The 13,292-nt window shown below is 69.5% G+C and carries 13 protein-coding genes; 7 read left to right on the forward strand and 6 right to left on the reverse strand.

Annotation, left to right across the window (positions count from 1 at the left end; all coding sequences use genetic code 11):
- From VKH46_03790 to VKH46_03800, 3 genes are all read right to left on the reverse strand, one after another.
- Positions 1-298: arginine deiminase family protein (locus VKH46_03790; GenBank protein HKB69939.1), on the reverse strand; the 298-nt coding region annotated here is incomplete at its 3' end.
- Between the two features lie 446 nt (positions 299-744).
- Positions 745-1,875 (reverse strand): DNA recombination protein RmuC, encoded by a 1,131-nt coding sequence (gene rmuC / locus VKH46_03795; GenBank protein HKB69940.1) that lies wholly within the window; start codon positions 1,873-1,875, stop codon positions 745-747.
- Position 1,876: 1 nt separating this feature from the next.
- Positions 1,877-2,155 carry a GlsB/YeaQ/YmgE family stress response membrane protein gene (locus tag VKH46_03800; protein ID HKB69941.1) on the reverse strand — a complete coding sequence of 93 codons (279 nt, stop codon included), beginning with the start codon at positions 2,153-2,155 and terminating at the stop codon, positions 1,877-1,879.
- Positions 2,156-2,220: 65 nt separating this feature from the next.
- Between VKH46_03800 and VKH46_03805 the strand changes: the two genes are divergently transcribed.
- From VKH46_03805 to galK, 6 genes are all read left to right on the forward strand, one after another.
- Positions 2,221-2,391, forward strand: a complete 171-nt coding sequence (locus VKH46_03805; protein ID HKB69942.1) for a hypothetical protein — start codon at positions 2,221-2,223, stop codon at positions 2,389-2,391.
- Positions 2,388-3,821 (forward strand): adenylosuccinate lyase, encoded by a 1,434-nt coding sequence (gene purB, locus VKH46_03810; protein ID HKB69943.1) that lies wholly within the window; start codon positions 2,388-2,390, stop codon positions 3,819-3,821. The genes VKH46_03805 and purB overlap by 4 nt, the downstream gene beginning before the upstream one ends.
- A 14-nt stretch (positions 3,822-3,835) precedes the next feature.
- Complete coding sequence (locus tag VKH46_03815) at positions 3,836-4,516, forward strand: septal ring lytic transglycosylase RlpA family protein (GenBank protein HKB69944.1); 681 nt, start codon at positions 3,836-3,838, stop codon at positions 4,514-4,516.
- A gap of 205 nt (positions 4,517-4,721) precedes the next feature.
- On the forward strand, positions 4,722-6,584 hold the full coding sequence (locus VKH46_03820) for a glycoside hydrolase family 2 TIM barrel-domain containing protein (GenBank protein ID HKB69945.1): 1,863 nt from the start codon (positions 4,722-4,724) through the stop codon (positions 6,582-6,584).
- 48 nt (positions 6,585-6,632) lie between these two features.
- Positions 6,633-7,718 carry a galactose-1-phosphate uridylyltransferase gene (galT, locus tag VKH46_03825; GenBank protein HKB69946.1) on the forward strand — a complete coding sequence of 362 codons (1,086 nt, stop codon included), beginning with the start codon at positions 6,633-6,635 and terminating at the stop codon, positions 7,716-7,718.
- Positions 7,708-8,802, forward strand: a complete 1,095-nt coding sequence (galK, locus tag VKH46_03830) for a galactokinase (protein ID HKB69947.1) — start codon at positions 7,708-7,710, stop codon at positions 8,800-8,802. The genes galT and galK overlap by 11 nt, the downstream gene beginning before the upstream one ends.
- A gap of 229 nt (positions 8,803-9,031) precedes the next feature.
- Here the strand turns inward: galK and VKH46_03835 are convergent, their stop codons facing one another.
- The 3 genes from VKH46_03835 to VKH46_03845 all read right to left on the reverse strand — a co-directional run bounded on the left by VKH46_03835 (position 9,032) and on the right by VKH46_03845 (position 12,203).
- Positions 9,032-10,147 carry a glycosyltransferase gene (locus VKH46_03835; GenBank protein HKB69948.1) on the reverse strand — a complete coding sequence of 372 codons (1,116 nt, stop codon included), beginning with the start codon at positions 10,145-10,147 and terminating at the stop codon, positions 9,032-9,034.
- The gene (locus tag VKH46_03840) at positions 10,144-11,301 is read right to left on the reverse strand and encodes a phosphopentomutase (protein ID HKB69949.1); all 1,158 of its coding nucleotides are present in this window, start codon (positions 11,299-11,301) and stop codon (positions 10,144-10,146) included. Before VKH46_03840 ends, VKH46_03835 begins: the two co-directional genes overlap by 4 nt.
- Before the next feature lie 203 nt (positions 11,302-11,504).
- Positions 11,505-12,203, reverse strand: coding sequence for a hypothetical protein (locus VKH46_03845; GenBank protein HKB69950.1), 699 nt, complete (start codon positions 12,201-12,203; stop codon positions 11,505-11,507).
- 98 nt (positions 12,204-12,301) lie between these two features.
- On the opposite strand from VKH46_03845, the gene thiD reads away from it, so the two are divergent.
- Positions 12,302-13,087, forward strand: coding sequence for a bifunctional hydroxymethylpyrimidine kinase/phosphomethylpyrimidine kinase (gene thiD / locus VKH46_03850; protein ID HKB69951.1), 786 nt, complete (start codon positions 12,302-12,304; stop codon positions 13,085-13,087).
- The last annotated feature ends 205 nt before the right edge of the window (positions 13,088-13,292 follow it).

Raw genomic sequence — 13,292 nt, forward strand, 5'->3', positions numbered from 1 at the left:
TCTGGAGCTTCAGGGCGAGGTCGGCGAGGACCTCCTCCTTCGTCTGCGGGTCGGTGAGGATCTCCTCGAGGAGATCCTGGACGTCGAGGACCTCGACCGTGTCGGCGTCCTCTTTCCAGGCGGTGCGGAGGATCTGCTGGAAGCGCCGGTGCTCCTCGCGGGCGCCGTCGCCGTAGAGGATGTCGTCGAAGAGGAGCTCGTCCATCATCGAAGGCACCATCCGGTCGATCTCCTTGCCGGGGAGATGGACCAGAACGGCGTCGAGCTTGCCGATCTCGGATGTGACGTGGAGCTTCATTTCTCGTTCGCTCGTCTTCCGGGAGAGGTCCCGAGCCGGCGGCCCCGCAGACCCGTCGCGGCCCTCGCCCCGTCGCGCCCGGTCCGGCCGTTCTCGGGATGCGGTTCTCGAAGGCGCAAGGCCGGGACTATACCGGACGGGGCGAACGGCGGGCAAGTTCGCTCCGTGGATTCAAGCAGATGCGCGCCAGTCTGTCGGTTGGGATCATGACGAGGCGCGGCCAGGCGCGAGCCCGATCCGCCGCCGCTCCGCCGAGCTATGGCGGATTGATCGCCGACCCCCGGGTTTGAATTACTTGCACGCTCGAAGCCTCGATCCGCCGAAGCCTTGGCGAAGGCGGACGGGATGCGGACGGCCGGCCCGGCGGCGAAGGCGTACCGATGGCGTACCTCGAGCCGCCGGCCGGCGGCACGCGCCCGGCCGGCTCGATGCATCGCCGCGCCGGCCTACGACTCGGGCGGAAGGACCCGCAGCGGCAGCGCGGCCTGGGCGGGTGAGTCCTCGGAATCGGCGATCTCGCGCAGCCGTTCGGCGAAGCGCGCGAGCTGCTTGAACGTCTCCTCGTACTGCTTCTGCGCGTTCGAGAGATGGTTGCCGAGCTTTCCGAAGGGCTCCTCGATCTTGTCGATGCCGCGCTTCAGGAGCGCGAGCTCCTCGACGACGACGTGGGCGCGCTTCTCGATCTCGAGGCCGCGCAGCCCCTGCGCGACCGTGAAGAGATAGGCGTAGAGGAGCGTGGGCGAAACCGGGATGACGTGGCGGCCGATCGCGTACTCGGCGACGTTCTCGTCGTCTCCCTCCGCGACGATCTCCGCGTAGAGCGCTTCGGCCGGCAGGTACATCAGGGCGAACTCGAAGGTGCCTTCCGCGGAGCGGATGTACTTGCGGGCGATGTCGTCGGCCTGCTTGCGCGTCGCGGCCCTCAGCTGCCGGATCAGCCGCTTGCGCTCCGAGTCGTCGCCGCAGTCGAGCGCGCGGCGATAGCTCTCGTACGGGAACTTGCTGTCGATCGGGACGAAACGCTCTCCCAGCCGGACCGCGGCGTCGACCACCTCGCCGTCGGCGAAGCGCTTCTGCATCTCCCAGCTGCCGGGCGGAAGGACCTGGCGGAGCGCCTCCTCGAGGAACGCCTCGCCCAGGAGCCCCCGGATCTTCGGGGGCTTCAACAGGTCCTCGAGCCGCGTCACGTCGCCCGCGAGCTTTTCGATCTTCTTCGACGCCTCGAAGACCTTGCCGAGGTTCTCGCCGACCGACTTCAGGAGCATGGCCGATTCGGCGCTCTGCTGCTGCATCGTCCCGATGTTCTGCCCGAGCGCGGCCTGGCTCGCCTTGATCCGCTCGTCGATCGTCCGCTCGAAGGAGCCCAGGCGGTTCTCGAGCGCCTCGGAGAGGGCGAGCACGCCGCGGCCGGAGCTCTCGGCGAGCGCCTTCGAGGCGGCCGCCTCCGTCGCGAGCGAAAGGAGGATCTGCCGCTGGTCGCTCGCGTCTCGCTGCTGCTGCGCGGTCCGGCGCTCGTACAGGAAGAGCGCGCCGGCGGCGATCACGACGAGGAGGACGAGAGCGGCCGTGAGGACCACGTTACCGCCGACCGGAGATCAAGTGCACGACGGCGACAAAAAGGGCCGCGCCGATGATCGACCAGACGATCGGGAACGGGTGGCCGTCGATCGAGATCGCGAACATGTCCGGAAAGCGGAGCTCCCGCGCCAGCCACGTGCCGATCAGCGCGCCGATGAATCCGACGGCCACCGACACGAGGCAGCCGCCGCGCGTTCCCCCCGCGATCGCGCGCCCGATGGCGCCGCAGATCGCCGCGACGAGAAGGAGCACGAGGAACCCGAGAAGCGAGAAGTGCATGGCGTCCCCTCCGCAAATCTGCCAAAATCATAGCGCGTGCCCAGAATTCGCCCGAGCTCATCGCGATGAACGCCGATTCGTCGGACAAGGAGATCGACTACCTCGTGTGCAAGGAGTGCCAGACCCCCTGCTACGTCTTCGAGACCGAGGGGAGCCGGATCCTCGAGGCGCAGTGTTCCGTTTGCGGCAACGAGGACGTCCTTCGCTTCGCGATCGGCGAGATCGAGGAAGATTGAGCGGATCGGAGAGGAGCGCCTGGGTCGACCCGCTGACGGAACGCTACGCGTCCGCGGAGATGTCGCGGATCTTCTCCCCCGCGTTCAAGTTCGGCTCCTGGCGCCGGCTCTGGATCTGGCTCGCCGAGGAGGAGAAGGCGCTCGGCCTTCCGATATCGGACGAAGCGATCGCGCAGATGCACCGGCACGCGGCGTCGATCGATTTCGACGCCGCCGCGAAGATCGAGAGCGATACGCGGCACGACGTGATGGCGCACGTGAAGACCTACGGCCTCGCCGCTCCCGCCGCCGCCGGGATCATCCACTGGGGCGCCACGTCCGCCTACGTTTCCGACAACGGGGACCTCATCCAGATGCGCGAGGCGCTCGGGCTCCTCGAGAAGCGCATCGCCTCGTTCCTGCGACACCTCCGTGGCTTCGCCGACCGGTACAAGGCTCTCCCCTGCCTCGCGTACACGCATTTCCAGACGGCGCAGCCGACGACGGTCGGCAAGCGCGCCTGCCTCTGGGCGCAGGACTTCCTCTGGGACCTGCAGGAGATCCGGCGCGTGCGCGAAAACCTGCGGTTCCTCGGGGCGAAGGGCGCGACGGGGACCCAGGCCTCCTTCCTCGCCCTCTTCGACGGAGACGGGGCGAAGGTCGACGCACTCGATCGCGCGGTCACCGCGCGCGCCGGGTTCACGAAGCGCCAGACGGTCTCCGGGCAGACCTATTCCCGCAAGCAGGACGCGTTCGTCCTCGCGGCGCTCTCGGGGCTCGCGCAATCGGCGCACAAGTGCGCGACCGACCTGCGGCTCCTCCAGCACGAGGGGGAGATCGCCGAGCCGTTCGGAAAGTCGCAGATCGGTTCCTCGGCAATGCCGTACAAGAGGAATCCGATGCGCGCCGAGCGCGTCTGCGCCATCGCGCGGCACCTCATCGTCCTCTCGCTCGACCCGGCCTTCACGGCCGCCACACAGTGGCTCGAGCGCACCCTCGACGACTCGGCGAACAAGCGGCTCTCGATCCCTCCCGCCTTCCTGTGCGCGGACGCGATCGCGCTCGTCCTCGACGAGATCTTCGCCGGGATCGAGGTGCGGGAATATGTCATCCGCCAGCATCTCGAACGGGAAGTACCGTTCCTCGCGATGGAGAACGTGCTGATGGAGGCCGTGAAGCGGGGACGTGACCGGCAGGCCGTGCACGAGACACTGAAGCTCCTCGCCATCACCGCGCTGGAAGCTCGCGAACGGACCGGAGAGGCCGATCTGGCCGGCTGGGTGAAGAGCACCGCCGACGACACCGGCCTGACGATCGAGCAGGTCCACGCGGCGGCGGCGAAAGATCTCACGGGACGGGCCGCCGACCAGGTCGACGCGTTCCTCCGCGAAGAGCTCGATCCCGCCCTCGCGGCCGTCGAGGCCGTGGCCCCGGAGGGGCTGCGCGTCTGAGACATCCCCCCCGCTTGCGACGAACGTTTCCTCGTCGTCTCGCTCCTCTCGTCGCCGTGCTCGTCCTCGCTGCCGCCTGTGCGCGCAAGAAGCCCGCGACGGCGCCGCGCGCGCGCCCCGCGCCGCGCCCCGCCGCCGCGGGACAGACCGAGGAAGGCCTCGCGTCGTGGTACGGCGGCAAGGACGGGTTCGAAGGGAAACCGACGGCCTCCGGCGAGATCTTCGACGGCCGGAAGATGACGGCCGCGCACCGCACGCTCCCTCTCGGAACGTGGATCGACGTGGCGAACCTCGAGAACGGAAAGACGGCACGGGTCCGGATCAACGACCGGGGGCCGTTCGTGAAGGGAAGGATCGTCGACCTCTCCCGCGTCGCCGCTGAGGAGCTCGGCGTCGTCGGGCCGGGCACCGCGCGCGTTCGCCTGACCGTCGTCGCGCCCGGCCCGCCGGCCCCCGTCGTTTCGGCCACCGGCTGGTGGAACGTCCAGATCGGCTCGTTCGCTTCCGCCTGGAGGGCGGAAACGCTCGCCGGTAAGGTCCGCGCGTCGGGACACCGCGTCTTCACCGAACCGTTCGACGGCCTGACGCGCGTGAAGGTCGGCCCGCTGCCGTCGAAGGCGGACGCGCAAGCCGAGCTCTCGCGGCTCGAGAACGAGGGCTACGAGGGAATCGTGATTCCCGCGCCCGCCCCGTAGAGCACGCAGCGCTCATCGACCTGGGCGCGAAGTGCTCTCTCTCGAGCGGAGTGAAGGACCTCATCACCTCTCTTCGCGGGAGAGGATGCCGGCGTACCCGCGCGGCCGACGGAATTCCATCCCTGATGGCTGCGATTTTGCAGGCTTCTTGCGCGGCATGAGCGCAATCCCGGTGAGTCACGGCCACGGATATCCGCGGCCTCAGATGGACCGCGGCCGCTGGATTTCCCTGAACGGCCAGTGGGATTTCGCGCTCGACGCGGAGGACCGCTTTCGGACGCCGGGGCGCGTCCCGTGGGAACGGAGAATCACCGTCCCTTTCTCCCCCGAGGCGCCGGCGAGCGGGATCGGCGACACGGGGCTGTACCAGGCGGTCTGGTACCGGCGCTCCGTTGCCCCGCCGCCGCTCGCGGAAGGAGAACGGCTGCTCCTCCATTTCGGGGCCGTCGACCACGTCGCGTCCGTTTTCTGGAACGGCATCATGGTCGGCGCGCACGTCGGCGGCTACACGCCGTTCACGATCGAGCTCACGCACCTGCTCGAGGGCGAGGAGGAGCACGAGCTCGTCGTCCGCGCCGAGGACGACCCCGCCGACCTCGCCAAGCCGCGAGGCAAGCAGGACTGGAAGCTCGAGCCGCACGGCATCTGGTACCCGAGAACGACCGGGATCTGGCAGACCGTCTGGCTCGAGGTCGTTCCCCGGCGCTACTTCGCGTACCTGCGGTGGACGCCGAACGTCGAGCGATGGGAGATCGGGATCGAAACGGCGATCGCGGGCGGCCCGAGCGACGACCTGACGGTCGCCTACCGGCTGCAGGCGCGCGGCAGCCTCCTCGCGGAGGACACCTGCCGCGTCGTCGCGGGAGAGGTCCACCGGCGCATCGTCCTTTCCGATCCCGGCATCGACGACTACCGCAACGAGCTGCTATGGAGCCCGGCCCGCCCGACGCTGATCGAGGCGGAAATCGAGCTCCGCGGCCGGGACGGGAGCGTCGTCGACCGCCTGGAGAGCTACACGGCGATTCGCGCGATCGGCACGCAGGGGGACCGGTTCATGTTGAACGGCCGGCCCTTCCCGCTCCGCATGGTCCTCGACCAGGGCTACTGGCCCGAGACCGGCCTGACGGCGCCCGACGACGAGGCGCTGCGGCGCGACGTCCTCCTCGTCAAGCACATGGGGTTCAACGGCGTTCGCAAGCACCAGAAGGTCGAGGACCCGAGGTACCTCTACTGGGCCGACCGCCTCGGGCTGATCGTCTGGGAGGAGATGCCGAGCGCTTATCGCTTCACGCGCGAGTCGGTCGAGCGGCTGACGCGGGAATGGATCGACGTCGTCAAGCGCGACGTCAGCCATCCCTGCATCGTCGCGTGGGTGCCCTTCAACGAGTCGTGGGGAGTGCCGAACCTTCCCGAGAACCCGGCCGAGCGCGACTACGTCCAGGCGCTCTATCACCTCACGAAGACGATCGACCCGACGCGCCCCGTGATCGGCAACGACGGGTGGGAGAGTGTGGCGACCGACATCCTCGGCGTCCACGACTACGACACGGACCCCGAGCGGCTCGCGCGCCGTTATCAGACCGAAGAGGTGCTCCCGAGCCTGCTGCGCCGCGAGCGTCCCGGAGGCCGGCTCCTGGTGCTCAAGGAGCACGCGCGGCAGCCGCTGATGCTCTCCGAGTTCGGCGGCATCACGCTCGACCACGGGGCCGTCCACCACTGGGGCTACCGCCGCGTACCTTCCGCCGAAGCCTTCGAGCAGCTCTACCGGCGGCTCCTCGCGGCCGTGCGCGGTCTCGACGTCCTCGCCGGGTTCTGCTACACGCAGTTCGCCGACACGTACCAGGAGACCAACGGGCTCCTCTACGCCGACCGGACGCCGAAATTTTCGCTCGACGCGATCGCGGAGGCGTCGGGGATCGTCCCGGAGATGAAGGACACCGGCGCTTCGACGCCCGATCCCACGCGCCTCAAGGCGCGGATGGCTCTCCCCGCTCAGGCACCGGAGGGGCCGCAACAAACTGCCGAGACGCCTTCGGCGAGCCTTCCGCCCGCGGGCTCGTCGGTGTAGCGTCGAACCGTGGCGAGCGCGGCGACCCCGACCGAAGAGACCCGGCGGATGCACAAGCGGGCGCTCCGGAAGCCCGACGGGCGCGAGCTCCTGCTCTACTCGCGCCGGCCGATCCCGGAGGGGATCGTCGCGACGAGCCCGGAACCGGAGCCGCTGCGGCCGAACCCGCACCTGCGCTGGCACCCCCTGCGGGGCGAGTGGGTCGCGTACGCGCAATACCGCCAGAATCGCACGTTCATGCCGAAGGACTGGAACCCGCTCGCGCCGTCGTCGGACCCGGAGCATCCGACGGAGCTCCCGGCCGGCGACTACGACATCGCCGTCTTCGAGAACCTCTTCCCGACGCTCTCGGAGAGCTCGCACGCCCCCCCGGCTCTTTCGGTCCCGACGCGGCCGGCGCGCGGCGTGTGCGAGGTCGTCGTCTTCAGCCGCGACCCGATTTCGACGCTCGGCCGGCTGCCCCTCGACCAGATCGAGCTCCTGATCGAGGTCTGGGGCGACCGGTGGCGCGAGCTCGGCGCGCGTCCCGACGTCGAGTACGTCTTCCCGTTCGAGAACCGCGGCGCGGAGGTGGGCGTGACGCTCCCTCATCCGCACGGGCAGATCTACGCGTATCCCTTCGTCCCGCCGGTCCCGGCGCGGGAGCTTTCGCTGCAGGCCGCGTTCCTCGCCGAGAACGGCCGCGGGCTGATCGAGACGATCCTCGAGGACGAGATCGCGAGCGGCGGCCGTCACGTCGTCTACGAAGGGCCCGCGGCGGTCGCGCTCGTGCCGGTCTTCGCCCGTTACTCCTACGAGGTCTGGATCGCGCCGCGCCGCGCCGCGCCTTCGCTGGCGGATCTCTCCGCGGCCGAGCGCGCCGACTTCGCGCGCGCTTTGAAGACGATCCTCCTCAAGTACGACGGCCTCTGGAACCGGCCGTTCCCGTACATCGCCTCATTCCACCAGGCCCCGACCGACGGACGCCCGCACCCCGAGGCGCACGTCCACGTCGAGTTCTATCCCGCCTACCGCCGGAGCGACCGACTGAAGTACCTCGCGGGGAGCGAGATGGGAGCCGGGGTCTTCACCGCCGACACGCTCCCGGAAGAGAAAGCGGAGGAGCTCCGCCGCGTCGCGGTCGATGCCGGCTGACCGTTCCTTCTCCGATCTCTTCGGCCGCGCCGCGCGGTTCCGCGCCCGGGCGCCGGGACGCGTCAACCTGATGGGGGACCACACCGACTACAACGCCGGCTTCGTCTTCCCCGCGGCGATCCCGCAGCGCACGGAGGTCGAGCTCGGCCGATCGGAGTCCCGGACCGCCCGCGCGTGGAGCCGCGACGTCGGGGCGCAGATCGAGGAGTACGAGGTCGGCGCCGAGCGCCGCGGGCGCGGGTGGCTCGACTACGTTCAGGCCGTGACCTTCGCGCTCACGCGCTCCGGACACGGGATCGGCGGCTTCGACGTCCGGATCGCCTCGTCGATCCCGCCCGGGAGCGGACTCTCCTCGAGCGCGGCCCTCTCCGTTTCGCTCCTGCGCGCCCTCCGCGACGCGTTCGTTCTCCCTCTCGACGACCGCGAGATCGCCCGGCTCGCCCGGCGAGCGGAGAACGAGTTCATCGGCGCGCCGGTGGGGATCATGGACCCGATGGCGGTGACTTTCGCGACGACGGACCGGGCGATGTTCCTCGACACGCGCACGCTCGAGTTCGAGCTCGTCAACGTGCCCCGCGCGGCCGAGCTCGCCGTGCTCCATTCCGGCGTCGCGCACCGCAACGAGACCGGCGGCTACAAGACCCGCCGCGCCGAGTGCGAGCTCGCGGCCGCGCGGCTCGGCGTCGCGACGCTCCGCGACCTGTCGCCGGACGACCTTCCCCGGATCGACCTCCTCGAGCCGCCGCTCAACCGGCGGGCGCGGCACGTCGTGACCGAGAACGAGCGGGTGCTCGAGACGGTCGCGGCGTTCCGCGACGAACGCATCGAGGACGCGGGACGCGCCTTCTTCGAGTCGCACCGGTCGCTCGCCGAGGATTTCGAGGTCTCGACTCCCGAGATCGACGCGATGGTCGACCTCGCCCGGGCGGCGCCCGGCGTCCTCGGCGCGCGGATCACCGGCGGAGGGTTCGGCGGCGCCGTCGTCATGCTCGCGGCGCGAGGCGAGGCGGTTCGGGCCTCGCGCTCCATCGCGGCGAAGTACGACGCGCTGACGGGGAAGCGGGCGACGGTGCTGGTACCTTGAAGAAACAAATCCGAAACTCGAAACTCGAAACTCGAAACTCGAAACAAATTCACAATCCCAAACTCGAATCATCAAAACGAGGCGGCGTATCCGTCAGCCACGACGCCGGTAGCACGATTTTGATTCGAAGAATGGTTGGAAGGACCGGGCGGCTTCCGTTTCGAACATTTCGTCATTCGAAATTTGAAATTGTTTCGAGCTTGGAATTTCGTGCTTCGAATTTCACCCTTCACTTCGGCGCATCCGTCACCCTGCCCCTCCATTCGAATCTTTTCCGCACGACCCTCCTCCACCACGACCGCATCGCGATTCCCGTCCAAACCGCGATCATCAGCGGATGGAAGAGCGCGCTCCAGGCCGGCGAGCGCGTCACCCGCGCGACGACGGCGCGGCCGGCGAGGGTTGCGCCGATCGCCGCCGCGGCGAGCGCCTTCGCAGCGGAGGGCGCGGGCGCCGCGAGGACGATCCACGGGGCGAGCGCCAGGGCGAAAAACGCGAGCGGAAAGAGGAGCGCGGGCACGGGCGGACCGAGAAAGGCGACGTTCTTCGAAAAGCCGTCGACCATCTCGCGGAGCCCGCGGTACATCCTCACCCGGACGCCTTCGTAAGCGGTGGCCGCCCGCGTGCGCTGCCCGGCGCGCTTCATCGCCAGCGCGAGACCGATGTCGTCGATCACGGCCGACCGGATCGCCTCGTGTCCCCCCACGGCGTCGTAAGCGCCGCGCGCGACGAGATTGCCGCTCCCGCTCCCTCCCGCCAGCGCCTTGACCCGGCCGATCTGCGTCACGAACCCCGGACCGAGATAGAGGAGCGCGTAGAGGTTCGGCATCACGACTCCCTCCCAGAACCCGTGCGTCTCGAAACGCGGGAGCAGGCACAGCAGCGCCAGCCGGCGCCGCACGGCGTCAGCCACCGCGCGCCGGACGACGTCCGGTTCGTACACGACGTCGGCGTCGGCGAAGAGCAGCCACTCCCCCGAGGCCGCGCGCGCGCCCTGCCGAAGCGCGTGGGGCTTGCCGAGCCACCCGCTCGGAGGGTCCTGGCCGGCAATCGCGCGGAACCGCGGATCTTCCGCCGCGAAGCGCCGGGCGATCTCGCCGGTCCGGTCGCCCGACCGGTCGTCGACGACGATCACCTCGAGGTCGGGGTAATCGCTCTCCCGGTGGGAACGGAGCGCCGCCTCGAGGTCCCGCTCTTCGTTTCGCGCCGGGATCACGACCGACACGCGCGGCCACCGCGGCGCGGACACTCCGGCGGGGAGCGGCCGGAAAGCGACGAGATTGGCGGCGAGACACGCGAGCGAGAGCACCGCCGCCGCGGCGGCGACGGCCGCGATCGCCGTCATTCCAGGAATTCGGAAAGGGCGCTTCGCCCGCCCGACGCCGCGGGGAGCTCGAACCATTCCTCCAGCGTGGCGGCGAGATCGCAGAACGATGCGCGCGTGCCGAGCTCCGCGCCGGCGCGCACGCGCGGCCCGGCGACGAGGAGCGGGACGAATTCCCGGGTGTGGTCCGTCGACGCGTCGGTCGGGTCGCACCCGTGGTCGGCGGTGAGAATGAGGAGGTCGTCCGACGCCAACGCCGCGCGCAGCGCCGGAAGTGCCGCGTCGAGCCTCGCGAGGTTGTCCGCGTAGCCGGCCGGATCGCTCCGATGCCCGTACCGGCTGTCGAAATCCACGAGGTTCGTGAAGACGAATCCGCCTGGCCCGCCGGAGAGCCGCTCCGCCGTCTTCGCGATGCCGTCGGCATCCGAGCTCGAGTAGGAGAATCCCGAGAGCCCGCGTCCCGCGAAGATGTCGACGATCTTGCCGATCCCGAACGTCGGAACGCCCGCTTCGGCGGCGCGGTCGAGGAACGTCGGCGCGGGAGGCGGCAGCGAGAAGTCGCGGCGGTTCGCCGTGCGGACGAACGCGCCGGGTTTCCCGGCGAAGGGGCGTGCGATCACCCGGCCGACGCCGTGGGGCGGCACGAGTCGCCGGCGCGCCGCCGCGCACATCTCCCAGAGCCGCGAAGGCTCGATGACCTCTTCGTGCGCCGCGATCTGGAAGACCGAGTCGCCCGACGTGTAGAGGATCGGCCGCTTCGTCGCGCGGTGCTCGCAACCGAGCTCGCGGATGATCTCCGTTCCCGAAGCCGGCACGTTGCCGAGGAAACGGACGCCGATCTCGCGCTCGATCGGGTCGAGGACGTCGGCGGGAAAACCGCGGGGATAGAGCGGAAACGGATGCTCCGTGACGACTCCCATCATCTCCCAGTGGCCGGTCGTCGAGTCCTTCCCGGCCGAAACCTCGCGCATGCGCCCCCACGCGGCGTCCGGCGCGGGACCGCCGCGGCCGCCGGCGCGAAGCAGCCCGAGAGCCGAAAGCGCCGGGAGCGCGACCGGAGCGGCGTCCAGGACGTGGCCGAGCGTATCGGTCCCGGCATCGCCGTACCGCTCCGCGTCCGGCGCGGCGCCGACGCCGAGGCCGTCGCAGACCAGGACGACGGCACGGCGGCGCACCGCGTCACCCACGGCTGACGCATACGGCGCTGGAAATTCGAAGCACGAATCGCGAAATTCGAAACAAATTCAAAGGCTTCAAATTCAAAATCGCAAACGGGGGACCTGGGAATCGCCGTTCAGGTCGCCTTGATCCCGTTTCGAAATTCGATATTCGAATTTGTTTCGGGTTTCGAAATTCGAATTTCGGATTTTCCCCGACGCTACTGGAGCTGGCCGATCCGGCTCTGGGCTTCGGACGCGTAGGGAGAGTCGGGATACTCGCTGACGAGTCTCTGGTAGATCGCCTTGGCGTCGGCGGGAGACCCGGAGCTCTCGTAAAGCGACCCGAGCTCGGCGAGCAGCGCGTCCTTCGGCACCGCGGTCGACGAAGTCTCGATCGCGCGCTTGACGGCCGCGATCGCCTCGTTGCTCTTCCCCGCATCGCTCAACGCGCGATAGCTGTCGAGCTCGGCGGCGGCGGCCACGATGCTCTTGCCGCTCCGGGCGAAACGCCCGAAAGAGCCCGTGTCCTTCGACGCGCCTTGCGCCGCGAGGATCACCGCGGCTTCGCGGCCCGACTTCGTCGCGCCGAACTCCGCCGCGGCGGAGAGCTCCTTGTTCGCGTCGGCGCTCCGCTCGGCGGCCGTCGCGTACGTCTTCTTTCCGGTCGCGGCGGCGGAGGGGTCTCCCGCGAGCGGCGTCGCGAGGACGGTCAGGGCGCGCGAAAGGTGCTCCGCCGCCTGGGATTCACGATGCCCCCGGAACGCGACGAAGGCGGCGATCAGCACGGCGAGGCCGACGGCGATCCCGATCGTCTCGGCCGTTCCCTTCCGGTGACCCGAAACGAACCGGATCCCCTTGCCGACGGTCTCCATGACCTCGTCGCGTCTCATGTCTTCCCGCCGCAGCTTTTTCGCCATTGTTCCCTTTCTCCCGCCGGAAGGGCGAAAAGTATCGGAATGGGGGCCCGCGGTCAACCGGCCGCCTCCGCCGGACCGCGCGGGAGTACACTCGGAAGATGACCGCTCCGCTCCCGGTGGCGCTCACGATCGCTGGCGTCGATCCGAGCGGAGGCGCCGGAATCGTCGCGGATCTCATGACGTTCGCCGCCCACCGCGTCTTCGGGACGGTCGCCGTCGCCGCGATCACCGCGCAGAACACGCGAGAGATCACGAAGACGCAGCCGGTCGCCGCCGCGCTCCTTTTCGAACAGATCTCCGCGGTCCTTTCCGACATCGTCCCGCACGCGGTGAAGGTCGGCATGCTCGGAAACGCGGCCAACGTCTCCGCGGCGGCGCGCGCGCTCCGGAAGGGAAAGGCTCGAAACGTCGTTCTCGATCCGGTCCTCGTCGCCACGACCGGCAGCCGTCTCCTCCCGCCGGCGGGGGTGTCGGCGATGAAGCGGGAGCTCTTCCCGCTTGCGGCGGTCGTCACGCCGAATCTCCCCGAAGCCGAGACGATCGCCGGTTTTCCGATCCGGGACGAGGGCGACCGCCGCCTCGCGGCCGGGGTCCTGGCGGACCTGGGCGCCGACACGGTGCTGATCAAGGGAGGGCACGGCGAAGGGCGCGAAGTGAGCGACCTCTTCTTCGACGGACGAAAATTCATCGAGTTCCGGAACTTCCGGATCGAGACGGGGGCGACGCACGGGACGGGCTGCACGCTGTCTTCCGCGATCGCCGCGAATCTCGCGCGCGGAGCCGCGGTCGCCGACGCCGTCCGGAACGCGATCGAATACCTGCGACGGGCGATGGGAAGAGGGCTGTATCCGGGGAAAGGCGCGGGCACCCCCGGACATTTCTAGGTCCCGTCGCGGGAGCGGGCTCGGGGACCGGGAGCGCGTGGCGGCCGTCGCGGCTCGTCGAACGAGCGACTCGACCGCGCCGGCCGTCACCCCCTTCGCCTTCGCTCCCGCTCCCGCATCGCGGGCCCTCCGCTCGATTACTTCGCGGAGGGCTCCCCGCGATGCGATGAGCCCGGGAGTCCGACGAAGGATCTCCAGGTCAGAT

The organism is Thermoanaerobaculia bacterium, from assembly GCA_035260525.1.
Classification (GTDB): domain Bacteria; phylum Acidobacteriota; class Thermoanaerobaculia; order UBA5066; family DATFVB01; genus DATFVB01.

Coding starts and splice junctions, on each gene's coding strand:
- VKH46_03800 (HKB69941.1), bottom strand. CDS start 2,155: ATGCACTTCTCGCTTCTCGGGTTCCTCGTGCTCCTTCTCGTCGCGGCG.
- VKH46_03805 (HKB69942.1), top strand. CDS start 2,221: ATGAACGCCGATTCGTCGGACAAGGAGATCGACTACCTCGTGTGCAAG.
- VKH46_03820 (HKB69945.1), top strand. CDS start 4,722: ATGGACCGCGGCCGCTGGATTTCCCTGAACGGCCAGTGGGATTTCGCG.
- galT (HKB69946.1), top strand. CDS start 6,633: ATGCACAAGCGGGCGCTCCGGAAGCCCGACGGGCGCGAGCTCCTGCTC.
- galK (HKB69947.1), top strand. CDS start 7,708: ATGCCGGCTGACCGTTCCTTCTCCGATCTCTTCGGCCGCGCCGCGCGG.
- VKH46_03835 (HKB69948.1), bottom strand. CDS start 10,147: ATGACGGCGATCGCGGCCGTCGCCGCCGCGGCGGCGGTGCTCTCGCTC.
- VKH46_03845 (HKB69950.1), bottom strand. CDS start 12,203: ATGGCGAAAAAGCTGCGGCGGGAAGACATGAGACGCGACGAGGTCATG.
- thiD (HKB69951.1), top strand. CDS start 12,302: ATGACCGCTCCGCTCCCGGTGGCGCTCACGATCGCTGGCGTCGATCCG.